Source organism: Pseudoalteromonas sp. KG3 (genome assembly GCF_030436385.1).
In the GTDB taxonomy this organism is placed as follows: Bacteria; Pseudomonadota; Gammaproteobacteria; order Enterobacterales; family Alteromonadaceae; genus Pseudoalteromonas; species Pseudoalteromonas prydzensis.
In genome coordinates, this window is sequence record NZ_CP098524.1 from 391056 (window position 1) to 414079 (window position 23024).

General features: G+C 40.0%; 27 protein-coding genes. All 27 read left to right on the plus strand.

What is annotated here, in order from left to right:
• Nucleotides 1-16 precede the first annotated feature (16 nt).
• Nucleotides 17-940 carry an ABC transporter ATP-binding protein gene (locus NDQ71_RS20235; protein WP_192541481.1) on the plus strand — a complete coding sequence of 308 codons (924 nt, stop codon included), beginning with the start codon at nucleotides 17-19 and terminating at the stop codon, nucleotides 938-940.
• Entirely contained in the window at nucleotides 934-2097 is a 1164-nt protein-coding gene (locus tag NDQ71_RS20240; RefSeq protein ID WP_301563028.1) for an ABC transporter permease, read from the plus strand. Before NDQ71_RS20235 ends, NDQ71_RS20240 begins: the two co-directional genes overlap by 7 nt.
• Nucleotides 2088-2363, plus strand: a complete 276-nt coding sequence (locus tag NDQ71_RS20245) for an acyl carrier protein (RefSeq protein WP_192541479.1) — start codon at nucleotides 2088-2090, stop codon at nucleotides 2361-2363. Before NDQ71_RS20240 ends, NDQ71_RS20245 begins: the two co-directional genes overlap by 10 nt.
• A complete protein-coding gene (locus tag NDQ71_RS20250) occupies nucleotides 2360-3445 on the plus strand; it encodes a beta-ketoacyl synthase N-terminal-like domain-containing protein (RefSeq protein ID WP_301563029.1) in 1086 nt (361 codons plus the stop codon). The genes NDQ71_RS20245 and NDQ71_RS20250 overlap by 4 nt, the downstream gene beginning before the upstream one ends.
• A 3-nt stretch (nucleotides 3446-3448) precedes the next feature.
• Nucleotides 3449-3970 carry a hypothetical protein gene (locus NDQ71_RS20255; protein ID WP_192541477.1) on the plus strand — a complete coding sequence of 174 codons (522 nt, stop codon included), beginning with the start codon at nucleotides 3449-3451 and terminating at the stop codon, nucleotides 3968-3970.
• Between the two features lie 81 nt (nucleotides 3971-4051).
• Nucleotides 4052-4786, plus strand: a complete 735-nt coding sequence (locus tag NDQ71_RS20260; protein ID WP_192541476.1) for a beta-ketoacyl synthase chain length factor — start codon at nucleotides 4052-4054, stop codon at nucleotides 4784-4786.
• On the plus strand, nucleotides 4783-5559 hold the full coding sequence (locus tag NDQ71_RS20265; protein ID WP_225736564.1) for a 1-acyl-sn-glycerol-3-phosphate acyltransferase: 777 nt from the start codon (nucleotides 4783-4785) through the stop codon (nucleotides 5557-5559). Before NDQ71_RS20260 ends, NDQ71_RS20265 begins: the two co-directional genes overlap by 4 nt.
• A complete protein-coding gene (locus NDQ71_RS20270; protein WP_192541474.1) occupies nucleotides 5552-5809 on the plus strand; it encodes a phosphopantetheine-binding protein in 258 nt (85 codons plus the stop codon). Before NDQ71_RS20265 ends, NDQ71_RS20270 begins: the two co-directional genes overlap by 8 nt.
• Before the next feature lie 51 nt (nucleotides 5810-5860).
• Entirely contained in the window at nucleotides 5861-6115 is a 255-nt protein-coding gene (locus tag NDQ71_RS20275; protein WP_192541503.1) for an acyl carrier protein, read from the plus strand.
• Nucleotides 6115-6684 (plus strand): hypothetical protein, encoded by a 570-nt coding sequence (locus tag NDQ71_RS20280; RefSeq protein ID WP_192541473.1) that lies wholly within the window; start codon nucleotides 6115-6117, stop codon nucleotides 6682-6684. The genes NDQ71_RS20275 and NDQ71_RS20280 overlap by 1 nt, the downstream gene beginning before the upstream one ends.
• The gene (locus NDQ71_RS20285) at nucleotides 6665-8005 is read left to right on the plus strand and encodes an AMP-binding protein (protein WP_301563030.1); all 1341 of its coding nucleotides are present in this window, start codon (nucleotides 6665-6667) and stop codon (nucleotides 8003-8005) included. The genes NDQ71_RS20280 and NDQ71_RS20285 overlap by 20 nt, the downstream gene beginning before the upstream one ends.
• On the plus strand, nucleotides 7998-8354 hold the full coding sequence (locus NDQ71_RS20290; protein ID WP_192541471.1) for an acyl-CoA synthetase: 357 nt from the start codon (nucleotides 7998-8000) through the stop codon (nucleotides 8352-8354). The genes NDQ71_RS20285 and NDQ71_RS20290 overlap by 8 nt, the downstream gene beginning before the upstream one ends.
• Before the next feature lie 12 nt (nucleotides 8355-8366).
• Entirely contained in the window at nucleotides 8367-9104 is a 738-nt protein-coding gene (locus tag NDQ71_RS20295) for a glycosyltransferase family 2 protein (RefSeq protein ID WP_192541470.1), read from the plus strand.
• A 9-nt stretch (nucleotides 9105-9113) separates the two neighbouring features.
• Nucleotides 9114-10100, plus strand: coding sequence for a family 2 glycosyl transferase (locus tag NDQ71_RS20300; protein ID WP_192541469.1), 987 nt, complete (start codon nucleotides 9114-9116; stop codon nucleotides 10098-10100).
• Nucleotides 10101-10120: 20 nt separating this feature from the next.
• On the plus strand, nucleotides 10121-11674 hold the full coding sequence (gene hutH, locus NDQ71_RS20305; protein WP_301563031.1) for a histidine ammonia-lyase: 1554 nt from the start codon (nucleotides 10121-10123) through the stop codon (nucleotides 11672-11674).
• 9 nt (nucleotides 11675-11683) lie between these two features.
• The gene (locus NDQ71_RS20310) at nucleotides 11684-12112 is read left to right on the plus strand and encodes a thioesterase family protein (protein WP_192541467.1); all 429 of its coding nucleotides are present in this window, start codon (nucleotides 11684-11686) and stop codon (nucleotides 12110-12112) included.
• Complete coding sequence (locus NDQ71_RS20315; protein WP_192541466.1) at nucleotides 12102-12671, plus strand: outer membrane lipoprotein carrier protein LolA; 570 nt, start codon at nucleotides 12102-12104, stop codon at nucleotides 12669-12671. The genes NDQ71_RS20310 and NDQ71_RS20315 overlap by 11 nt, the downstream gene beginning before the upstream one ends.
• The gene (locus tag NDQ71_RS20320) at nucleotides 12649-14994 is read left to right on the plus strand and encodes an MMPL family transporter (protein WP_301563032.1); all 2346 of its coding nucleotides are present in this window, start codon (nucleotides 12649-12651) and stop codon (nucleotides 14992-14994) included. The genes NDQ71_RS20315 and NDQ71_RS20320 overlap by 23 nt, the downstream gene beginning before the upstream one ends.
• Complete coding sequence (locus NDQ71_RS20325; RefSeq protein WP_192541464.1) at nucleotides 14994-16256, plus strand: NAD(P)/FAD-dependent oxidoreductase; 1263 nt, start codon at nucleotides 14994-14996, stop codon at nucleotides 16254-16256. Before NDQ71_RS20320 ends, NDQ71_RS20325 begins: the two co-directional genes overlap by 1 nt.
• A gap of 1 nt (nucleotide 16257) precedes the next feature.
• Entirely contained in the window at nucleotides 16258-16821 is a 564-nt protein-coding gene (locus tag NDQ71_RS20330) for a DUF3261 domain-containing protein (protein ID WP_192541463.1), read from the plus strand.
• A 1-nt stretch (nucleotide 16822) separates the two neighbouring features.
• On the plus strand, nucleotides 16823-17992 hold the full coding sequence (locus NDQ71_RS20335) for a beta-ketoacyl-[acyl-carrier-protein] synthase family protein (protein ID WP_192541462.1): 1170 nt from the start codon (nucleotides 16823-16825) through the stop codon (nucleotides 17990-17992).
• Nucleotides 17993-17995: 3 nt separating this feature from the next.
• Nucleotides 17996-18451, plus strand: a complete 456-nt coding sequence (locus tag NDQ71_RS20340) for a 3-hydroxylacyl-ACP dehydratase (protein ID WP_192541461.1) — start codon at nucleotides 17996-17998, stop codon at nucleotides 18449-18451.
• Nucleotides 18451-19176, plus strand: a complete 726-nt coding sequence (gene fabG, locus NDQ71_RS20345; protein ID WP_192541460.1) for a 3-oxoacyl-ACP reductase FabG — start codon at nucleotides 18451-18453, stop codon at nucleotides 19174-19176. Before NDQ71_RS20340 ends, fabG begins: the two co-directional genes overlap by 1 nt.
• Nucleotides 19176-20405 carry a beta-ketoacyl-ACP synthase gene (locus tag NDQ71_RS20350; protein WP_192541459.1) on the plus strand — a complete coding sequence of 410 codons (1230 nt, stop codon included), beginning with the start codon at nucleotides 19176-19178 and terminating at the stop codon, nucleotides 20403-20405. The genes fabG and NDQ71_RS20350 overlap by 1 nt, the downstream gene beginning before the upstream one ends.
• 1 nt (nucleotide 20406) lies before the next feature.
• The gene (locus tag NDQ71_RS20355; protein WP_192541458.1) at nucleotides 20407-21210 is read left to right on the plus strand and encodes a MipA/OmpV family protein; all 804 of its coding nucleotides are present in this window, start codon (nucleotides 20407-20409) and stop codon (nucleotides 21208-21210) included.
• Between the two features lies 1 nt (nucleotide 21211).
• A complete protein-coding gene (locus NDQ71_RS20360) occupies nucleotides 21212-21643 on the plus strand; it encodes an excinuclease ABC subunit A (RefSeq protein WP_192541457.1) in 432 nt (143 codons plus the stop codon).
• Between the two features lie 67 nt (nucleotides 21644-21710).
• Nucleotides 21711-23012, plus strand: coding sequence for a DEAD/DEAH box helicase (locus tag NDQ71_RS20365; RefSeq protein ID WP_064665032.1), 1302 nt, complete (start codon nucleotides 21711-21713; stop codon nucleotides 23010-23012).
• The last annotated feature ends 12 nt before the right edge of the window (nucleotides 23013-23024 follow it).

Sequence of the window (23024 nt, forward strand, 5' to 3'; positions counted from 1 at the left end):
TGGTACAGGATACTCAATGGCAGCATTAACTCCCACAATGTTGGAATTACAGCAACTTAGTTTTGGCTACAGTGCTTCAACTCGCTTAACTGTTGATGGCGTTTCGCTGCAATTAAAACAAGGCACCTGTACTGCTATTTTAGGACCAAATGGCGCAGGGAAATCAACTCTTATCTCGTTAATGACTGGGTTGTTAGAACCTCAAGCAGGGCATATAGAATACCCTGCTTACGCGCAGTTATCACTCAAGCAGGCGATAGCAAAAAAAGTAGCATTAGTGCCACAAGACTTTGCTTTTTATGATGAGTTAAGTGTGTACGATAACCTCGCTTTTTTTGTCTCGATAAGTGAAAAAAATCGCCGCCTTCATCGCCAATACATTGAGTCTGCAATCGCTGACTGTGGGCTAGAGAATGTTGCTACTAAACGAGCAAGTACTTTATCCGGTGGCTATAAACGTCGTTTGAATATTGCGATAGCGCTGAGTAAACAACCTGATATCATTTTTTTAGATGAACCCACGGTAGGCATTGATCCATTGTCGCGAGATGCCATCATTGCCTTATTACTTGACTTAAAAAGCCAAGGTAAAACGTTAGTCTATACATCGCACTTATTGTATGAAGTAGCTCAATTATGTGACGATGTTTTATTTTTACGTAATGGTAAAATTGTTGCTAGCCAAGCAATTAACAGTGCTCCATTAACACTTAACTTTACCACAGTAAGCCGTTTATCTGAGCAACATATAGCGTTACTTGCAGAGCAATTAACAGCACTTGGCAATAATCATTATCAATTGTTGATTAATGATACGAGTGATCTTAGTCGTGTGTTTACTGCGCTTGGCCAATTGAGCCATGAAATAAAGTCGCTTAATTTTTCTGATAACCAAGTCGAGCAGCTTTATCGGGCTTTATTTACGGAGCCGGTATGTTAATCCACACACTAAAAAAAGAAGCACGGTTAATTGTTAATGACCTACATAGCTTAGCTGTGTTGTTGCTGATGCCAGTGATGTTCATGGTTATCATGACCATGGCAAGCAGTCAGTCGCAGCAAAACATACAACAGAATTTATTGCTTAGCGTTGAAGGTAAAAGTAATAGTCAGCACAATTTGGTGATGATTAAATTACTGCAAGCGCAAGGTTTTAATACTGATCATGATTTGCAAGCAGCTAAACTTGTAAGTCAATTGAGTATCGCCCCTAAATTTGATCAGCAAATTTTAATGCGCCAAGGTAGTAGCCAATTACAGCTGAGTATTAGTGACCATCTTGCACCACAAACACGTTTGCTGATGCGTGAAAAAGTGAAAGCCAGCTTAGCGCAACTAAAACTGTACCTATATATGTTAGACACTGGTGATTTAGATGCCGACGAAACCATTGATAAGCAAATAGAAATGGTAATAGCTGCATCAGATGTAAACTATTTAATAGCTGAAACCCCAGAGCAAGCATTACATAACCCCGCATTAAATAGTATTCCAGCATGGTGGGTGTTTGGTGTCTATTTTATCGTACTACCTATTTCGCTGACCTTTATAAATGAACGCAATAATGGCACTTTGGTACGTTTAAAAACATACCCAATCAGTATGGCGCGGTACTTTTATAATAAAGCGTGTGCGTATACGTTAGTAAGTTTAGTGCAAACCTTATTACTAGCTTTAATTGGCTGTGTGGTGATCCCGTATTGCTTAGGCCTGCCATTATTGGTATTAAACAGTGTTCTAGTTAGTTTACTGGCTTTCGTAACACTAAGCGTTGCTGCTATTTCATTTGCTTTGTTATTAGCAAGTGTAGTCTCAAGTTATGAACAAGCTATCGTCGTGGGTGGAGGAGTTAATATTATTTTGGCGGCTTTGAGTGGCTTTATGGTGCCGCTCGAAATAATGCCGGCTGATTTAGCTGCATTTGCAAACGCATCTCCTATGTATTGGTCTGCGCAATTACTTAGGCAATTAATGGGCGGGGCTATAGAGCCTAGTTTTTGGCAATACAGCGTATTACTTTGGAGTTTTTCATTATTATGCTTTATGACCGCACTATGGATATTTAATAAAAAAATGAGGAATTTGACATGGAATTAGCCGAACTAAAATTACAATTAAAGCAGCTGATCATTACTGAATGCGATAAAGAAGACGATTTTGCCCCTGAAGATATTATCGATTCAGAGCCTTTATTTGGCAGTAAATCAAGAATAAACTTAGATTCTTTAGACGCATTGCAGTTATCTTTAGTTCTGAAACAGCATTTTGGGATCAAAGTAGAAGGCTCTAAAGAAACCCGTAAACATCTACAGTCTATTGATACCATTGCTGATTTTATTGTTAGCGTGCGTGCGACAAAATGACGTTACGCAGTGTCTATCTAAATGCCAGCGAAGTTATGTGTGCAGCAATAGGCGCTGAAGCAAATAATTACGTGGTGACCAATGAGAAAGAAACCGTTGCATTCAAATCATTCACAGATGAAGTAACAAGTCGTGATTTTGATACTATTTTAGCTCACTTTGATCAACTTTTATTACCGTTATTTACAAGGCTTGCACTAAGTAGCGATGAGCTTGCTAACACATCACTCTTTTTGGGCTCCACGTCTTTGGATATTAGCGCTGTTAATGTAGGCGCCAATGATGAACTATGGCTTTCAACAACTAATAAAATTAATACAGCTTTAGTTGCCCGTTATGGCTTACACGAACTAGAGTTTACGTTTAGCACCGCGTGCACCGCGAGTGCGAATGCGTGCTTATATGCAACACGTTTAATCGCACAAAATAAAATCGATAATGCTTTGGTAATTGGCTGTGAATTTTATAACCCGCTGACTGTCGAAGGCTTCACGTCTTTGGATTTAATTAGCCAAACTGGTTTAGCCACATTTGCAACAGGACGCTCGGGTCTTGTACTTGGAGAGGGGCTAGCTGCGTTGTATTTATCAGCATCTGCCAGTAAGCAATGTCAGTTCAAACTGTTAGGCGGTGCATCCGCATGCGATACTTATAGTTTAACGATGACACAAGAAGATGGCAGCCATATCGCTCAAGTAATTACCGATGCATTAGAGCAAACTGATTTAATTGCCACGGATATTGATGCAATAAAAGTGCACGGTACTGCAACTCTTGGTAACGATGAAGCAGAATGTAATGCGCTGACAAAAATTTTCACTGAAAATAAACCTCCAATCATCGCATTTAAACCTTTTACAGGGCATACCCTTGGTGCATGCGGTGTAATTGAAATCGCCTTATACGCTCATTGCCAGCAGCAAAAAAATTATACACTTGCGGACTATGCCAAGCAGGGAAATGATTTAATGTGGCCGTTTTATCAAAATAATGATTTTTCACCTATCAATACTGTACTGCTTAACTACTTTGGTTTTGGTGGCAATAACGCGGCTTTAGTCATGCAAAGGTATAAGGCTTAATTAATGAAAGAACTCGCAAGTACGGTTGTCAGCTTAGATAAATCAACCGACATAAAAACTCTACGCCAGCAAATAAAACAAGAAACTGGTTTAGCAGTACGGCGTATGGATGCCTTTACTTTAATTGCCTTATTAGCTGTTTATAGAGCTACAGGGGAAGTTACCCTTAATACACGAAGCGGCCTTTACAGTTGTGCTGATTATTTTTCGAGTGATTTAATGCAATCAATGCTGCTTGATTTAAATAATCAGCACGCAATCAAGCCACTTAGTTTTGTTGCAAGCGTTGGCAATGCTGCAAATTATTACCTTGCGAGTGCCTTTGCAGTAACGGGACCCAATATATTTCTAGGTAGTGATAATCAAGGCTTTGTTAAGAGTCAACTTCTTGCAGAAGCTGATATGCAATTAGGGGTTATCGATACCGCTATCATTGTTGTATGGCAAGAAGATGAAAAAGAACGACAATGTTGGGTAAAAATAATAGAAAACGATGGTTTTTTCAGCGAACGTGTACACAAGTGAGGGTTTTCCTTGAATCAGCACAAGCACGTCTGTAGAATTTAGCCTCTTTTTACTTCCACCTTTGTAATAAGGATTGTTACGTTGAATTTTGCTATAAAAAAATGCATAGCCTGGGGCGATGGTAAAACCTGCGATTCAGATTGGCAGGCATTTGCAAACTCTGCTAGTTTAGATGCGCAAACGTTAACACTTCCTGAACTGAAAATGATACCGGCAATGCAGCGCAGACGCCTTAGTGGCTTTGCTAAAATAACATTGCACTGTGCTCTTGAAGTCAGCGGTGAATATCAACATGGTATCGCAAGTGTATTTTCTTCACGTCATGGTGATTTACATAAAACCAGTAAATTGATCAGTGATGTGGCAAGTAAAGATGCTCTTTCTCCTACCCACTTTGGTTTATCTGTACATAACGCTGTTGGCGGTTTATTTAGTATTTTTACGGGCAACAAAGCACCACTGAGTGCGGTTTCGGCAGGGGAAGATAGTTTTTTTATGGGATTAGTCGATGCAGTTGCTAAGTTGCATCATCATGGTTATCAACGAATATTATATGTTTACAGTGACCAAGCAGTGCCCGCTATATATCAAGATTATGTGCAACAACAGCCAGATAATGCTGCTATAGGGTTGTTAATTGAGCCTGCAAATAACACTGACAACAGTTTCACTCTGACGTGTACGAGCCATGATCAACAAAAGGTTACCGAGAATTCACAGCTACAGGCCCTTGATTTTTTAAAGTTTTATTTTACGAACCAGAATACACTCACCGTAGAGTCGAAATACTATCAATGGCAGTTAAGCCGGTTATGAAATCACAATTGGTAAAAGTATATCGCGTAATTGCCACCGGTAGTGCCTTTGCTTTGTTTAGTGGCGGCGGTTTAGTTTTATCTATTTTGGTCTTTTCGATTCAGCGTTTAGTGTATCGCGATATAAATCAACGAAACCAAGCCGCACGAACGGCAGTGCATTTTTCGTTTAAGTTTTTCGTAGGTTACATGCGTTTAGTAGGCATACTACGTTTAGATATAGATAAACTTAATACAATAAAACAGGCGAAAGGCCAGTTGATCATAGCTAATCATCCTTCATTGATTGATGTGGTGGTTCTGATCTCAATTGTACGTAACGCTGATTGTGTTGTTAAAGCTGACTTATGGAAAAATCCATTTCTAAAAGGAGTGGTCAAAGCGACAGGTTACATTAACAACGATGCCGATCCCGATCATTTCTTAAAACAATGCCAGCAAAGTTTTGCCCGTGGTAACAACCTTATCGTTTTTCCCGAAGGTACACGAAGTGTACCCGGTAAACCTTGGCAGTTTAAACGAGGTGCAGCTAATATCGCCCTTCGCACCGCAGTCAATATGCTCCCAGTGCTAATCGATGTTACCCCAGTTACACTAACCAAGGGTCAAAAGTGGTATCAGGTGACTGATCGTCGCTTTACCTTTAAAATGCGTGTTTTACCCCCTTATTTAATTGCTCCTTATTTACAAAGTGAGCAACTAACAAATACAGTAAGAGAATTAACGCGCGACTTACAAGCTTATTTTAACGAGGAAAAATTAAAACATGAGTGATTTAAGCACTGAAGTAAAACAATTGATTATTGAAACTCTAGATCTTGAAGATATTGAAGCATCAGATATCAATGACGAAGAAGCATTATTTGTAGATGGTTTAGGACTTGATTCAATTGATGCATTAGAGCTGGGTGTGGCGATTAAGAAAGCCTACGATGTAAAAATTGACGGTAATACTGACGACAGTAAAAAACATTTTTACTCGGTGAAAACCTTGTGTGATTTTATTGCCTCTACGCGGGCATAATATACAGCAGTAAAACTGCATTGTTTGGAAGTAACTATGAGTAATGAAAACATGAATAACGGTGATAAAATTTTTGCAATGCTAAGCGAAATCCTAGAACAGGATTTTGAAATTGATGCAGATGACATTACCCGTACCGCAAATCTCTATGAAGACCTTGATTTAGACAGTATCGATGCCGTTGATCTTGTGGTTAAATTGCGTGAACAAACGGGTAAAAAGATTGAACCCAATGATTTTAAACAAGTACGCACAGTTCAAGATGTTATTGATGCTGTTGAAAAGCTAATGACAGCAGACGCTTAATGAAAAAAGCTTTGCTAGCTGGACTGCTTTTTTTATATCCGCTAGCAGTGTATTTTGGCTTGCAATTTAGTGAGCCGGCGTTAGTCGCAGCACTCTTTATTGTTGTGCTTTTAGCTCGCTACTGGCTGATAAAAGACAGTAAAGCTCATTTCACGCACATGAAAATAATTACCGTTACTGGTATGTGTTTATTAGCGTTTGCAACCCTTGCTAACTCTGAGCTGGCACTCAAATTTTATCCTGTTGTGATCAATAGCTGCTTTTTAGCCGTGTTTGCATATTCATTGTATAACCCGCCAAGTTTTGTCGAAGTGATAGCCAGCAAGTTTGAAACGCTTGATGAACAAGGCAAACGTTATACGCGCACAGTAACAAAAGTGTGGTGTGTATTTTTTGTGATCAATGGATTAATTGCCACTGCAACAGTGTTTCATCCTGATCCCAAAGTATGGTTAACCTATAACGGCTTTATCTCGTATTTATTGATGGGGTTGTTGATGGCAATTGAACTGATAATAAGAAAATGGCAAAAGGCAAAAAATAAATCTAATGAAATGGCCGATCAATAATAATTTTTTTTACTGTGAGCAACAGAGTTTTGTAATATGGCAGCAGCAAGTTATTGCCCATGCTGAGTTATTTGCAGAGCAACCGGCGCAAACCTGGTTACTCTTTGATGCTGATAGCTATCGATTCAGTGTGTTATTTTTTGCTTTATTAGTAGCCAAAAAATCAGTAATTCTACCGCAGAATGGCCAGCCTGAACAGCTTGCACAATGTCTTGAGTACGCAGATGAGTTTACTGGCGATACCGATTTATTACCTACTAAGGTTTTGTTTTCACATGATTTAACATGTAACAGCTTACAAGCACTTGATATTGATGAACACAGCATTATTCGCTTTTTTACTTCAGGCTCAACTGGCGCACCTAAAGCAATAGATAAAACCTTTAAGCAACTAGTACAAGAGATACAGGTGCTAGAAGCACAATTTGGTGCCAACTTAAACAGTTCTCTGTTTGTAGCGACTGTGTCGCACCAGCATATTTATGGGCTGTTGTTTAAATTATTATGGCCATTATATTCAGGGTACGATGTTTGCTTGCAAAGCTTTGAATACCCAGAACATTTATTACACTTTATAGACAACAGTACAGCACAAGCAGGAAAGGCTGGTTTCACGTTGATCAGCAGTCCTGCTTATTATCATCGTTTAGTGCAGGATAACGTATTAGCGCCGGTTAAAAATAAATTCCGTGGTTGCTTTTCATCGGGTGGACCTTTACAAGCTATTGCGGCGAAGTTATTGACTGAACAGTTAGCAATGTCACCTATAGAGGTGCTTGGCAGTACTGAAACGGGTGGTATCGCATGGCGTCAACAAAGTCACAGCAGCTCGTGGCAAGCTTTTAAGCCTATTAAAATTAAGCTCGATGATACACAACATTTGATTATTTCGTCACCGTATGTCGTTGAGGCTAATTGGTATCGCACTGACGATAGAGCACAATTACTTGAAAGTGGTCAATTTACCTTATTAGGTCGTGCTGACCGTATTGTTAAAATTGAAGAAAAACGCTGCTCATTAGATGAAATTAGCCAACGGATAATTGAACATTCTTGGGTTGACGAATGCTACGTATTACTGCTTGAAAGTCAGCAACAACATAAACGCAATGAGATTGCGGCAGTACTGGTGTTAACTCCTGCTGGTGAAATAGCTGTAACTGAGCTGGGTAAGTTTAAATTTTCGCAGACACTGAAGAGCCATTTAAAAGCCTTTTTTGAGCCACTAGTGATACCTCGCAAATTTCGTTATTTACCAGCCTTACCATATAACCGTCAGGGCAAGCTTGAAAAAGCGCAATTGGAGAAGATGTTTGACTAATTTCGTATATAAACCAACCTGTGATGTACTTGAACAAAGCCCTGAACAGGTGCTATTGCGTTTAACTATTCCTGAAAACTTATATTATTTTCAAGGCCACTTTCCTCAAGCTGCAATTTTACCTGGAGTCGCACAGCTTGATTGGGTGATGCATTATTTAACACAATACTTAAATGTTGATTGCCAAAAAGTAGTGTCGGTAGATGCTTTAAAGTTTCAAATTATTGTGCAACCGAATTACCAAGTTAATTTATTATTAAAAAAAATTAAAGACACGAAATATAGCTTTAGTTATAGCTCAGAGCATGGTCAACATGCATCGGGCAAAGTGGTTCTTACTGATGAATAAGAGTAATCGCTCATGACGAGTCAATATGGGTTTGTGATCCCTAATTATAATCACCATTTAGTGATCCTCGACACGATAGCTGCTTTAGTGGCATTTGAGTTGCCAATATTGTTAGTTGATGACGGTAGTAACGAACAAACTCAAGATGTGCTTGCCGAAATTGATACTCAATTTGCTCTAGTAACTTTGGTGCGCCGTGATCAAAACGGTGGTAAAGGTGCAGCGGTGCAAACTGGATTAGAGTATGCCCATCGCGCAGGATGGAGCCATGCAATTCAAGTTGATGCTGATGGACAGCATGATCTCAACGATGTGCAGCAACTTATTGACCGCTCTAAATTTGCGCCAACTGCGCTTGTTAGCGGGCGACCTATATATGATGAGTCTATTTCAAAAGGGCGTTATTACGGGCGTTTTATTACTCATTTTTGGGTTTATATCGAAACTGTATCTTTTGCATTAAAAGATACCATGTGCGGTTTTCGTGTTTATCCTTTAGCCGCGTACAGTCAACTTATTAAGCGCACAAAGTTAGGCTATAAAATGGATTTTGATATAGAGGTGATGGTTAAACTCTTTTGGCAAGGTACGCCTGTTGAGTTTATTAAAACAAAAGTACATTATCCTGAAAATGGCGTATCACATTTTAATGTGTGGGAAGATAACGTATTAATTTCAAAAATGCATGCACGCTTAGTGTTTGGTATGTTGTGCCGTTTGCCGCGCTTAATTGCTGCTAAATTTAAATAAGGATACAACGTGCCAGAAGAAAAAACAGGCAATAATGAAACAGTAAAAGCATTTCATTGGTCACAACTCAAAGAACGTGGCTCGATGTTTGGTATCGAAGTGCTGGTGTTTATTTACAAGATCTTTGGTAAGTGGTTATTTAAAATTGTTTTAACACCGGTGATGTTTTACTTCTACGTTACAGGAAGTTTATCCCGCCACGCTATTTGGCATTATTTTGATAACTTAAATACCAGTATGGGTGAACCAAAACGCACCGGTTGGGCACGTTTTAAACAAGGTTTTAAGCTATATTTTTCATTCGGTATGGCGATATTAGATAAGTTTGATGCGTGGCTAGGTAAAGTAAATATTAAAGATATTGAAATTGCGACCCCCGAAGGTTACCAAGAATTAGTACAAGCTAAAGGGGCGGTAATTTTTAGTGCGCATTTAGGTAATATGGAAATATGCAGGGCCATTTTTAGTATGGGTGATAATAAACGCCCACTTAATGTTATTACTTATAATGAGCATACCCCGTCATTCAATAATTTTTTGAAGAAAGTTAACCAAGACGCGGCAATTAATTTTATCCATATTAATAACTTTGGCCCTGATGATACAATCAAGCTAAAGCAAAAAATAGACGATGGTGAAGCAGTTGTTATTTTTGCTGATCGTACGTCAGTGAATAACCCAACTAGCGTTCACCAAGCTCCATTTTTAGGTGAAGATGCACCATTTGCTGTCGGCCCGTTCGCGCTTGCTAATATAATGGAATGCCCAGTGTTTTTAATGTTCTGTATTAACGAACAAGGGCGTTATAGAACCTATATTGAGAAATTTGCCGATCCAATCAAAGTAAAGCGTAAAGAGCGCCAAGTGCACTTTCAAGCCATGGCAACTAAGTTTGCCCAAAGGCTTGAGTTTCATTGTAAGAAAGCGCCTTATCAATGGTACAATTTTTTTAACTTTTGGCAAAAAGCCACAGACAAAGATTCAAAGCCTAGCTAAATATCTGGAGAAAGCAGTAAATGGAAAATAATAATTTAAACCACCTATTATTTGGCGCAGGCCGTTTAACTATCGAAGACATTATTAGTGTTGTTAAAGACGACCGTGCAGTTGCATTATCGGGTGATAGTCATTTCGCTGAAAAAATTGATAGCGCAGTGATGTTTTTAGACAAATTGCTTGCTGAAGAAGGTCATATTTATGGCGTAACTACGGGCTATGGCGATTCTTGTACTGTTGAGATCCCACTGTCGTTAGTGCATGAGTTGCCTATGCATTTAACGCGTTTTCATGGTTGTGGACTTGGGGACTTTTTTACCCCAGAGCAAGGCAAGTTGATTTTAGCGGCTCGTTTAGCGTCGCTATCGCAAGGTTATTCAGGCGTAAGTTGGGATTTATTAAAGTTATTGGTTGAGATGATCAACCGCGATATCATCCCGGTGATCCCCCAAGAAGGCTCAGTAGGCGCAAGTGGCGATTTAACGCCACTTTCGTATGTGGCTGGTAGCTTAATAGGTGAGCGCGATACCTATTATAAAGGCCACGTTATTAACTCGTTAGAGGCATTTAAAGCGGAAGGTTTACAACCTATTACGCTACGCCCAAAAGAAGGGCTTGCCATTATGAATGGCACAGCAGTGATGACGGCGCTTGCTTGTCAAGCTTATGATAGGGCTGAATACGCCAGTCGTTTGATGACTCGAATTACAGCATTATCAAGTATAGCGCTGAAAGGAAACAGTAATCATTTTGATGATATTTTATTCAGTGTTAAACCGCATCCAGGCCAGCAGAATGTTGCCAGCCGTATTCAACATGATTTAAACCATGTTGAACACCCACGAAATTCACATCGCTTACAAGATCGTTATTCAATCCGTTGTGCGCCGCATGTGATTGGTGTGCTTGAAGACAGCCTACCATGGCTGCGTAGTATGATTGAAAATGAACTTAACAGTGCTAATGATAATCCTATTATCGATGGTATTGGTGAGCACGTGCTCCATGGGGGGCATTTTTATGGCGGTCATATTGCGATGGCAATGGATTCAATGAAAAATTGTGTGGCAAATTTAGCTGATCTTGCTGATCGTCAAATTGCGACCTTAGTTGATGTAAAAATGAATCACGGTTTACCCTCTAATTTAAGTGCGGCATCAAGTGAACGTCGTTTTATTAATCATGGTTTTAAAGCGATTCAAATTGGTTGCTCAGCATGGACGGCTGAAGCGCTTAAATTGACGATGCCGGCGAGTGTTTTTTCTCGTTCAACTGAATGTCATAACCAAGATAAAGTTAGTATGGGTACAATCGCAGCGCGTGATTGTTTGCGTATTTTACAATTAACAGAGCAAGTACTCGCTGCTACTTTATTGGCTGCGGTACAAGGTGTGCGTATTCGTATTTTAAATAATGAAATCGATGCCGCAGCACTTAACCCAGAGATCACTGCTATGGTTGATGATGTTGCCAGCTTTTTTGAATTGTTAGAAGAAGATCGCCCAACTGATAAGTTACTGCGTCAAACGATTGAGTATATTCAAACTCAACGTTGGACCCTGTACCAGAAGTAAAGGTATATAATGAAAAAATCCAACGCAATTGTATGTGCCTTTGTAGACATGACAGTGCCGTTTTATGATATTGATCCAATGCGTATTGTCTGGCATGGTAACTATGTAAAATACATAGAAGAGGCTCGTTGTGCGCTACTTGATAAAATTGGTTACAATTACAATGTGATGGAAGAGTCAGGCTATATGTGGCCGATTGTTGATATGCGTTTGAAGTATGTGGCATCGGCTAAATTTGGTTCGCGTATTCGTATTTATGCCAACTTGGTTGAGTATGAAACACGGCTCAAAATTGATTATCGAATTGAATGTTTGGATACACATAAAGTGCTTACTAAAGCATATACAATACAAGTTGCTCTTGATTTAGAAAACCAAGAGCTACAATTTGAATCACCCGTGGTATTTACCGATAAAGTGGCCGTTTATGTGGCATAAAATGATGATTGTTTTACTTGTGCTGACCCTGCTATTAAGTAGCCAAGCAAGCGCACATGACTTTAGTCGCTTTAAAGTTGTCCAAGCTAAAGGGCAATTTAGCCAAGCTAAACAGTTCACTTTTTTAAAGCGAGCGATAAAATCACAAGGTGAGTTTGTGATTTACGGTCAACATGTATACTGGCATACCTTAACACCTGTCAGCAGTGAAATGTTATTATTACCGACTGGTATTTATAGTCGTTTACAAAGTCAGCAGCAATATCAAATAGTAACGCAAGAGAAACAATTCAATCAACTGTTGGCTAAACTGCTCAGTGGGAATATTGATAACAGCGACTGGCAGATTTCATTATTAGATCCTCAGTGTTATCAGTTGATCCCAGTACTCCCAGAAATCGCTAATTTATTTACCAAAGTAAAATTATGTGCAAGTGATGACAGCCAGCGCAATATAGTGATAACCGATCAGCAGAATAATCAAACAGAAATTACGATGCAGATCACAAGCAAGGAGCTTAACCAAGGTGACATGGATGCCGTTAAGCTTAACGATTAAATCACGCAGTACACGTAATAAATTATTGCTGTGGCTCATTCAGCTTTTTTTGCTATTAGTGCTACTGATCTTTTTATTGCAGTTTAAGTCATTTACAGTGGTTGCAGATATCAACAAAATATTTACGGTTGAGCAATCTGATGATGTCCGTTTAGTTAGTGAACAAGTTGAGCAGAGTCAATTACGCCAACATGTTTTGCTGGTGGGCCATCCACAGCGTGATATTGCTATAAAACATGCTGAGCAGGCTGCAGCAATACTTTCTCAAATCAATGGTATTGATGTCACTGTTAATTTTCCTGCGTTACCAAAACTAAACAATGTGGTCGATCATTATTTGTTGTATCAACATGCATTTGTCAGTAGCGCTTATCGCACAGTGCTACAAAGTAACGATGCACCAACTATCTTCAATTATCAATTTAGTCTACTTAGTGACATTGGCTCGCCTTGGGTGGCAGCAACACTTGAAAGTGATCCAAGTTTAAGTTTAGCTGATTTTTTCAATCAACAAAGTCTGCCGACCAGCGCACTTAAACATGAGCATGGCTATTTAACTGCGCAACAACAAAATCAGCATGGTGAGGATATTTACTATGTATTAGTTAATTTTGTGAGTGCAGGTACAGGGCTTGACTTAAATGTTGCCAGCAACATTGCTACTAAAGTGAATGAGCTTAAACATCTTAATACTAAACATGTTACTGGTATTGAATATTTAGTAACTGGTGCTGCGTTTTTTACAGCCAGTGCTAGTAACAGCGCACAAGCAGAAATGGCAATTTTTGGTGGGATCTCTCTTGTTGCCACTTTATTGCTTATTTTATTAATTTATAGAAGTATACTGAGTGTATTGTGTACGCTGTTTGTGATCGCAATTAGTATGTTATACGGCTACATTGCATTGCGATTATTTTTTACTGAGGTGAATATTCTAACCTTAGTTTTTGCAGTGACATTAATTGGTATTGCAGCAGATTACAGCTTTCATGCTTTGAGTGAGCTACGTTTTAGTAAGCTCAATCAGCACAACCCATTATTAGCCATTCGCAGTTCATTATTACTTGGTTTTATTACTACAACGGCAGGCTACTTAATTTTAGTGTTTACACCATTGGGATTATTTCAACAAATTGCCGTGTTTACGATCGCCGGCTTGCTAGGTGCTTTATTAACCGTATTACTCGTCTATCCGAGCCTTTCGGCTGTACTTTCAAAACACACAGCGCCAATTCCAAATATTATTAGCAAGTTGAATCGTGTCCAACAAACTCTACTTGATAAGCGTACGCATATTGCGTGGCAAGTTGTGGCAGTAATAGTGTTACTGGCTGTTTTAGTTGGTGTAAAAAATAATGACGATCCGCGTAGTTTTTATCAAAGCTCTGCTGATTTAATCGCACAGCAACAACAAATTACCAAGATACTTAATGTTCACTGGGATAGTCCTTATATTTTAGTTGCAGGGGATTCGGCACAACAAACATTACAACGTAGTGAACAGTTTTTAACAGTACTGGACGAGTTGCAACAACGTCAAGTTATTACTGATTATGCCAGTATTAGCCAATGGTTGCCGTCAATAGCCGCACAAAAAAAATCTCAGCAATTAGTTGCTCAGGCACAAAAGGACGGATTATTTTCGCAACTAAATGGGGTGCTTGGACACCCACAGTGGCAACAAAATAAGCCACAGACTCAGCTGGATATAGCAACGTGGCAAAAAAGCCCAATTGCTCCTTTGTTCAATGGCCAGTGGTTTGAGATCAATAATCGCTATTACAGCATTATTAAACTGCAGGGAATTAAAGATGCTACTCTGCTTAAAAGTACTCTTAAAGATTACGAAGGTGTTGTATTTGTAGATAAAGTAGCAGATGTTAGTCAGCAAATTGGGGAGTTTAGAGGCCATTTAATCGTTATTTACGCTTTTGCTTTGGCGTCCGCTATGATGGTGTTTTGGCTGCGTTATGGATTATTTGACGCCTTCATCGCTGTGAGTCGTCCAGTGCTTGCTATGCTCATTGCATTGCTCCTGAGTGCATGGTTTCTTGATGGATTAACCATTTTTAATTACGTGGCAGGAATACTCATTCTCGCCCTGGGTTTAGACTATTGTGTATTCTATGCTGAGCATGGGAGTTGTAAAAAGATTACCCTTACTACGTTCATATCAGCGTTGAGCTCATTGTTGGTATTTGCAATTTTAATTGTTAGTTCTACGCCTGCTGTTCGTCAGTTTGGTTTTACTGTATTTATTGGTGTGGTAGTAGTGTTTATGCTTGCTCCGCGCCTTGCTCTCGTATCAAAAAGGAATATTTAATGGTATCTACTGATTTTGATGTAACTATCATTGGTGCTGGCCCGTCAGGGACAGTTGCCGCGTGTTTACTTATGCAACATGGTTTACGTGTCTGTTTAGTTGAGCGAGATGAGTTCCCTCGGTTTTCTATTGGCGAGAGTTTATTACCGCAATCTATGGATTATCTGCGTCAAGCCAACATGCTTGATACACTGCTAGATAATGCAGATGAACTTGGTTTTCAGTTTAAAAATGGTGCAGCATTTTTTCGTAGTGGTCATCATACCAACTTTAATTTTGAGGAAAAATTTACCCCAGGCCCTGGCACGACGTATCAAGTTAAACGTGCTCAGTTTGATAATCTACTAGCGGATGAAGCTATCAAACAAGGTGCGGAAATTCGCTTTGCTCAACAGGTTACAAATTTCACTACTAATGGGCAAGGGACGTGTATTGAAGTCACTGATTTAAAAACTCAGCAACATAGTAAAATTACTGCCCGTTTTACCTTAGACGCCAGTGGCTTTGGACGAGTACTGCCTCGGCTACTTAGTCTTGAAGAGCCAAGTGAATTAGCACAACGCAAAGCTATTTTTACACATTTTAAAGACAATATTAATTGTCCTAAATTTGACCGTAATAAAATTTTAATTACAGTACATCCTACAATGGCTGATGTGTGGTATTGGCTGATCCCATTTGGTGATAGTACAGTAAGTGTTGGTGTGGTTGGAGAAACAAGACAAATTGAACAAGCTGATCAATCACTTGAGCAAACTTTGTTAAAGTTCATCAGCGAAGATGATAACTTGTCTACTTTGTTAGCTGATGCTGAAATCATCGCGCAAGTGCGTACCATTGGTGGTTATTCTTCCAATGTAAAACAGTTATATGGTGATCGTTTTGCATTATTAGGTAATGCCGGTGAGTTTTTAGATCCGGTATTCTCCTCCGGTGTTACCATTGCACTTCGCTCTGCTGTGCAAGCGTGCGAACTTGTAGTTAAAGAGCTCAATGGTGAAAATATTGACTGGCAAAACGAATATGAAGTGCCACTACGTGAGGGGATTTCAGTCTTTAAGTATTTTGTAAATGCATGGTACGACACTTCATTACAATCGGTAATTTTCTTTGCTGATGGGCAACCGGATGTAAAAGCGATGATCTGTTCAATTTTAGCCGGTTATGCATGGGATAAAAATAATCCGTTTGTGAAAAGTACAGGGCGTGGTCTACGTATTTTAGAGCAAATTTGTGAACCTGAAACAGCTAGTACTATATAAGATGTTGTTTATTCCTCGTGCTATTAAAATTGCTTTATATCTAGCGTTGTTATTTAGTCTAGCGGCTTGTCATTTAACGAGTAAGCCGGAACGTGAGCTGCCTTTGTTTGATTTGATGCCAGTACCTGATTCATTAAATGGTGGTGGGTGGCTAGAGCGATTTCAATTTTCGGGGCTCGTTGAGCAATCGATGCTAGTATCGACGGAGTTTGCGCGTCCCCTAATCCAGATTGCTGCTGTAAGTTTTGAAGGTGTGCCATTAACACAGTTACAGTTTGATACTCAAACACAGAAATTAACGAGTACAAATAGTTTAGGTGTAGAGCTTGACGGTAGAAAAATCATCTACGATATGCAAAGTGCCTTTTGGCCAATTGCTTTGCTTGAACAACATATGCGTGATAATAACCGTGTTATTGAACGCAACATTGCAGGTCAATTAACACGACGATTTTATCGTAATGAGACATTGACTCGTGAAATCACGTATAATGGCGTGCTGATTCAGCTTAATGAGTTAGAGCAAAATTACCGCTTAAAAATAGAACGATTAGAAGAATATTAATATGCAACAACCGCTATTTATTAGCCATTACGCTATGGTCAACGCTTTAGGGCGTGATAATCAAAGTATCAAACGTAACTTACTAGCTGGCAGCCAAGCGGGTATTGTGCTTAATGATACTTTGTTCAATGAAGGGTCGGTATATGTTGGTGCAGTACAAGGCGACTTACCAACATTAACAAAGCATGCGACTGAATTTCAGACTCGTAATAACCAGTTAGCTGCGTTGGCACTTGAACAACTGCATGACCCCGTTGAGGCACTTACACAGCAATACGGTGCCAAGCGTATCGCTGTGATAGTTGGCACCAGTACCTCTGGTATTGCGCAAGGCGAGCAAGCAATACAGACATATCAGCTGCAAGGAACTTTCCCTGTTGAGTATCATTATCAGCAGCAAGAAATGGATAATTTAGCGCAATTTATTCGCACTGAACTAGGTTTACAAGGCGTGGCTTTAACACTCTCAACAGCCTGTTCATCCAGTGCTAAAGCATTTGCTACTGCGCAAGAAATAATAAGTGCAGGTTTAGCCGATGCAGCTATTGTCGGTGGTGTGGATAGTTTATGTGGAATGACTGTAAACGGCTTTGCAGCTCTGGCATCAACGTCTGCTGGGGTGTGTAACCCATCTAGCCGCAATCGTGATGGCATCAATTTGGGGGAAGCTGCCGCATTATGCATTGTGCAAAAGCATGGCAAAGTTAAATTGTTAGCTGTTGGTGAATCAAGCGATGCTCACCATATGTCTGCGCCTCATCCTCAAGGTGAAGGTGCCGCGGTAGCTATGCGTAATGCGCTTGCTGTTGCTGGTTATCAAGCCTGTGATGTTGATTATGTAAATTTACATGGTACGGCAACGCCTAAAAATGATGAAATGGAAGCCATTGCCCATGCTAATGTATTTGGGCTTAACACTCCATGTAGCTCAACAAAAGGTATGATTGGCCACACTTTGGGTGCTGCTGGGGCGACGGAGGTTGGTCTATGCTGGTTGTTACTCGGTGGTTACGACTATGCCCCTCATGTTTGGGATGCTCAAGTGGATGAGAGTTTACCTGCAATCAATTTAGTGCCTATTGGGGCACGACAAAAAACCCAAATAACCACTTGTTTGTCAAACTCGTTTGCGTTTGGTGGCAACAACGTTAGTGTATTAATCGGATTATAAGTAATGACAATGCACCCAATTGAAAATGTATTACCGCATACCGCGCCAATGATTTTGATCGACAGTTTAGATAAATATGATGAAGACACGGGCATTTGCTCGGTCATGATCACTTCACAAAGTAATTTTTATAATGTCGATACTCAGTCTGTCCCAAGCCATGTAGGAATTGAATATATGGCACAAACGATTGCGGCATATGCTAATGCAAATCAACTTGATAATGGCTCAGAAGTAGCAATTGGTTTTTTAGTTAGTAGTCGTAAATACCAAATGCATTGCACTGGATTTAATTTACATAGCACTTTAACCATTGAAGTTGTAAAACTCTACAGTGAAGCGAATGGATTAAGCGCATTTGAATGTGTAATTAAAGAAGGTGAGCGCGTGTTAGTTGATGCCAAAATCAATGTATTTCAACCAGAAAACCCAGAACAATTTTTAGCGGAGCAACTATAATGTCAAGACGTATATTAGTCACAGGTTCAAGTAAAGGTATAGGTAAAGCAGTGGCTTTACAACTGGCTAAAGATGGCTTTGATATAAGTTTACATTGTCGATCTGGCTTGGCAGCTGCTGAGCAAGTTAAAGCGCAAATTTCTGCACTGGGTGTGGCTGTCGATATTTTACAATTTGATGTAGCTGACAGAGCTGCAGCCAAAGCCGTGCTGGATGAATACGTAGCAACAAACGGCGCTTTTTATGGTGTTGTATGTAATGCTGGCATTACGGCTGATACCGCGTTCCCTGCGATGACAGATGATGAGTGGGATAGTGTTATTCATACCAACCTTGATGGCTTTTATAATGTACTGCACCCATTAGTGATGCCAATGGTACGTACCCGCCAAGGTGGTCGTATTGTTGCTATGTCATCGGTATCTGGTGTGGCGGGCAATCGCGGTCAAGTGAATTACAGCGCTTCAAAAGCAGGAGTTATTGGTGCTGCTAAAGCTTTGGCTGTTGAACTTGCAAAACGAAAAATTACAGTAAACTGTGTAGCTCCAGGTCTGATTGATACGGGAATGACTGATGATTTACCTGTTGCAGAAATGACTAAAATGATCCCAGCGAATCGCATGGGTAACCCAGAAGAAGTCGCGGCAGCGGTGTCTTTTTTGATGTCTGACGGAGCAAGTTACATCACACGTCAAGTTCTTCAAGTAAATGGCGGTATGGCGTAATGAAACGGGTAGTAGTAACAGGCATGGCGTCGATCACCGCGTTAGGTGATAACTGGGATGATTTTAAAGCTGCGTTGATCAAAGGTGAAAATGCAGTGCAACGCATGGAGAATTGGCGTTATATTGATGGTTTAAATACCAATTTAGGCGCACCAGTATTAGATTTTAATCGCCCTGCACATTATTCTCGTAAAAAAGTCCGTTCAATGGGACGTGTCTCACTGATGTCAACGGTTGCTACTGAACGTGCGCTCGAGCAAGCACAACTGCTCGAACACCCAGCACTAACGGATGGTTCAACTGGGGTTTCTTATGGCTCTTCAATCGGCTCAACAGAACCACTCGTATCGTTTGGTAGAATGATGGACACAGGTTCAATGAACGGGGTGACAGCAACAAGTTATATCCAAATGATGGCGCATACTGCTCCGGTTAATGTTGGCGTATTTTTTGGGATAAAAGGCCGAGTGATAACCACAAGCTCTGCGTGTACATCTGGTTCACAAGGTATTGGTTATGCCTATGAAGCAATTAAATTTGGTCGCCAAAAATTAATGGTTGCTGGCGGTGCTGAAGAGTTGTGTGTTACTGAAGCCGCTGTTTTTGATACCTTATATGCCACCAGTACGCAAAATGATACGCCAAAGCAAACACCTCGTCCGTTTGATAAAAACCGGGATGGTTTGGTAATTGGTGAAGGGGCGTCAACATTGATTTTAGAAGAATACGAACACGCTAAAGCTCGTGGAGCAATTATCTTAGCTGAAATTGTTGGTTTTGGCTGTAATTCAGACGGCCAACATGTTACGCAGCCCACTTCTGAAACAATGCAAGTGGCAATCGAAATGGCACTGCAAGATGCTGATTTAGCTGCCGATAAAATTGGTTATGTGAATGCACATGGTACATCTACGGATAGAGGTGATATTGCTGAATCTCATGCAACGTTTAATGCGCTAGGCGCTAAACCAATTAGTTCATTAAAAAGTTACTTAGGTCATACACTCGGTGCTTGTGGCGCAATTGAAGCGTGGGCTAGTATTCATATGATGGCAGACAATTGGTTTGCACCAACTATTAATTTGACCGAGGTTGATAACGAATGTGCGCCTTTAGATTATATTACCCAACACGGGCGAGAAATTCATACTGATTATGTGATGAGCAATAATTTTGCGTTTGGTGGTATTAATACTTCATTGATATTTAAACGCTTCAAAGGTGAATAACATGCCTTGGTTGGTTTTATTGCTGTGCTTATTTAGCTCGATGAGTTCTGCTGCATCTAAACTCGAAATTGGGGGTGGTGTCTTTATTGCTGATATTCCGCATTACTTAGGGTCTGATCAGAGTGAGCAATATATAATGCCAGTGCCTTATATTCGTTATCAAAGTGATGATCTAGATGTTGACCGTAATAGCTTTACGGGTTACCTATGGCATAACGAAAGTTTACACTTAGATATATCAGCAGGTGTCAGTTTAGCCGTAGACAGTGAAGAGAATCAAGCACGAGAAGGGATGGATGATTTAGATTGGGTATTTGAACTTGGCCCGTCATTAAATTACTATTTTATTGGCGCTCCAAAAACAGCAAAACAGTTCTCTATCGGTTTATTTACTCGTAAAGCGATGGCGACTGATTTTAGCTCCGTGACTAATGCGGGTTGGCGATATGGTCCAAGTATTTATTTTGAAAGCCCTCTTATAGTTAGTTCGGGTTATGAAGTAACAACCAGTGTAAGAGCTAATGCAAATTTTGCTGATCATCGGTATTTAGATTATTACTATGGCATTTCAGCACTTGATAGTCGCAATGAACGTTCACAGTTTAATACGCAATCAGGCTATTCTGGTGCTGATCTATCAATCGGACTTAATTTTGATAGTAAAAAATATTGGCTCGGTGGGTTTATAAAATATCACCACTTAGCACAAAGTAAACAGCAACGTAGTCCCTTAGTGAAACAAGATAGTAATATCTCGTTTGGTTTTGGAGTTGCTTGGAAGTTCTATACACAACAAGGAAAATAAAATGAAATTAATTACTAGCTTACTCTTAGCTTCATCACTTCTCACTATCACTGCGGTTGAAGCGCGTGATGATATTGGTAAATACCCGATCCAATCACTTTTAGAAACGAGTAAAGCAAAAGAGGCGTTATTAGATATCCCGCTTTATTTTGCTGATCAAGTACATACGAAAGAAAGTAGTAAATATGGTGAAGTGATCACTAATAAAAAAACTAACGCATTTAATAAAAGTGACCGTGAAGCTTGTGAATGGGTAATGCTCAGTGCGCTTAAAGCCTTACAAGAGCGTGCAGTCAAAGAAGGCATGAATGCGGTAGTGAATATTCAATCGTATTATAAAAAGCGTGAGTTTGTTAGCAGCACAGAATATGAATGTGGAGCTGGTGCTTTGATGGCTGGTGTGGCATTAAAAGGCACTTTAGTTAAGTTATAACTAACGGCTTTTCTTAAATTGCTGTATAATTTGCGACCCTTGATAATGTGGCCGTAGGTTATACAGCATGAATTTTAAATCTTTTAGTTTTGCCCCTGAACTTCTTCAGGCGTTAGATGAACTTAACTATCACACCCTTACGCCCATTCAACGCAGTGCTATTCCAGCTGTGCGTAAAGGCAAAGATGTTTTAGCCAGTGCCCAAACAGGCACCGGTAAGACAGCTGCATTTGCGTTACCTATTATTCAAAAATTATCTGAAGTTGAATACACAAAAACCAATGCGCCTCGTGCCTTAGTGCTTGCACCAACACGTGAGCTTGCAGAGCAAATTGCCAATAATTTTACTGATTTTGCTAAATATACCAAGCTTAAAGTTGTGAGCTTATTTGGTGGTGTAAATACTGCTGGTCAGGCAAATGGTCTAAAAGCCGGCGTAGACATTGTTGTCGCAACGCCAGGGCGTTTACTTGATCATATTCGTTTAGGTAATTTGAGTCTTGCCAATGTACAGCACTTAGTACTTGATGAAGCTGACCGTATGCTAGATATGGGCTTTATCACTGATATGCAAACCGTGATCAATGGCTGTGCTGAAGATCGCCAAATTTTGTTGTTCTCTGCAACATTCCCAGCGGCAATTAAACAGTTTGCTAGTAAAGTACTCAAGCAAGCTGAAATTGTTCGTGTTGATCAAACAAATAGCACTGCTGCAACCGTTCACCATGTGGTATATCCTGTGGAAGAGCGTCGTAAACAAGAGTTGTTGTCTGAGCTTATTGGTAAGAAAAACTGGCAGCAAGTGCTGGTATTTGTCAACATGAAAGAAACGGCTGATGAACTAGTTAAAGAATTAAACCTTGATGGTATCCCAGCTGCTGTATGTCATGGTGATAAAAGCCAAGGCAACCGCCGTCGCGCTTTAAGTGATTTTAAAGCGGGTAAAGTTCGCGTATTAGTGGCTACAGAAGTTGCCGCTCGCGGGATTGATATTGATGACTTACCACGTGTAATTAATATTGACTTACCATGGCTTGCTGAAGATTACGTACACCGTATAGGTCGTACGGGGCGTGCCGGTAAACAAGGTCAAGCAATTTCATTTGTTAGCCGCGAAGAAGAAAACATGTTGTTTGAAATTGAAACTTTGATCGGTCAAAAAATTCAGCGTGAATATTTGCCGGGTTATGAAGTAAGCAATCGTGAAGTATTGATTGATAAAATTGGTAAAAAACCGTCGCATCTACGTCGCAGCCATTCAAATAAACCATCTGGTCAAGCAACCGGTGAAGCGCGAGCTAAGAATCGTGCTCGTATTTCTGGTGTGCGTAAGTCACTTAAGGGTGAAAAATTAAAGCTTAAGAAATAACACTTAGTTATT

What these genes read in the sequence shown, in the direction of transcription:
- NDQ71_RS20235 (WP_192541481.1), top strand. Translation starts at nt 17, where the DNA reads ATGGCAGCATTAACTCCCACAATGTTGGAATTACAGCAACTTAGTTTT.
- NDQ71_RS20240 (WP_301563028.1), top strand. Translation starts at nt 934, where the DNA reads ATGTTAATCCACACACTAAAAAAAGAAGCACGGTTAATTGTTAATGAC.
- NDQ71_RS20245 (WP_192541479.1), top strand. Translation starts at nt 2,088, where the DNA reads ATGGAATTAGCCGAACTAAAATTACAATTAAAGCAGCTGATCATTACT.
- NDQ71_RS20250 (WP_301563029.1), top strand. Translation starts at nt 2,360, where the DNA reads ATGACGTTACGCAGTGTCTATCTAAATGCCAGCGAAGTTATGTGTGCA.
- NDQ71_RS20255 (WP_192541477.1), top strand. Translation starts at nt 3,449, where the DNA reads ATGAAAGAACTCGCAAGTACGGTTGTCAGCTTAGATAAATCAACCGAC.
- NDQ71_RS20265 (WP_225736564.1), top strand. Translation starts at nt 4,783, where the DNA reads ATGAAATCACAATTGGTAAAAGTATATCGCGTAATTGCCACCGGTAGT.
- NDQ71_RS20270 (WP_192541474.1), top strand. Translation starts at nt 5,552, where the DNA reads ATGAGTGATTTAAGCACTGAAGTAAAACAATTGATTATTGAAACTCTA.
- NDQ71_RS20275 (WP_192541503.1), top strand. Translation starts at nt 5,861, where the DNA reads ATGAATAACGGTGATAAAATTTTTGCAATGCTAAGCGAAATCCTAGAA.
- NDQ71_RS20280 (WP_192541473.1), top strand. Translation starts at nt 6,115, where the DNA reads ATGAAAAAAGCTTTGCTAGCTGGACTGCTTTTTTTATATCCGCTAGCA.
- NDQ71_RS20285 (WP_301563030.1), top strand. Translation starts at nt 6,665, where the DNA reads ATGAAATGGCCGATCAATAATAATTTTTTTTACTGTGAGCAACAGAGT.
- NDQ71_RS20295 (WP_192541470.1), top strand. Translation starts at nt 8,367, where the DNA reads ATGACGAGTCAATATGGGTTTGTGATCCCTAATTATAATCACCATTTA.
- hutH (WP_301563031.1), top strand. Translation starts at nt 10,121, where the DNA reads ATGGAAAATAATAATTTAAACCACCTATTATTTGGCGCAGGCCGTTTA.
- NDQ71_RS20310 (WP_192541467.1), top strand. Translation starts at nt 11,684, where the DNA reads ATGAAAAAATCCAACGCAATTGTATGTGCCTTTGTAGACATGACAGTG.
- NDQ71_RS20315 (WP_192541466.1), top strand. Translation starts at nt 12,102, where the DNA reads ATGTGGCATAAAATGATGATTGTTTTACTTGTGCTGACCCTGCTATTA.
- NDQ71_RS20320 (WP_301563032.1), top strand. Translation starts at nt 12,649, where the DNA reads ATGCCGTTAAGCTTAACGATTAAATCACGCAGTACACGTAATAAATTA.
- NDQ71_RS20325 (WP_192541464.1), top strand. Translation starts at nt 14,994, where the DNA reads ATGGTATCTACTGATTTTGATGTAACTATCATTGGTGCTGGCCCGTCA.
- NDQ71_RS20330 (WP_192541463.1), top strand. Translation starts at nt 16,258, where the DNA reads ATGTTGTTTATTCCTCGTGCTATTAAAATTGCTTTATATCTAGCGTTG.
- NDQ71_RS20335 (WP_192541462.1), top strand. Translation starts at nt 16,823, where the DNA reads ATGCAACAACCGCTATTTATTAGCCATTACGCTATGGTCAACGCTTTA.
- NDQ71_RS20340 (WP_192541461.1), top strand. Translation starts at nt 17,996, where the DNA reads ATGACAATGCACCCAATTGAAAATGTATTACCGCATACCGCGCCAATG.
- fabG (WP_192541460.1), top strand. Translation starts at nt 18,451, where the DNA reads ATGTCAAGACGTATATTAGTCACAGGTTCAAGTAAAGGTATAGGTAAA.
- NDQ71_RS20350 (WP_192541459.1), top strand. Translation starts at nt 19,176, where the DNA reads ATGAAACGGGTAGTAGTAACAGGCATGGCGTCGATCACCGCGTTAGGT.
- NDQ71_RS20355 (WP_192541458.1), top strand. Translation starts at nt 20,407, where the DNA reads ATGCCTTGGTTGGTTTTATTGCTGTGCTTATTTAGCTCGATGAGTTCT.
- NDQ71_RS20360 (WP_192541457.1), top strand. Translation starts at nt 21,212, where the DNA reads ATGAAATTAATTACTAGCTTACTCTTAGCTTCATCACTTCTCACTATC.
- NDQ71_RS20365 (WP_064665032.1), top strand. Translation starts at nt 21,711, where the DNA reads ATGAATTTTAAATCTTTTAGTTTTGCCCCTGAACTTCTTCAGGCGTTA.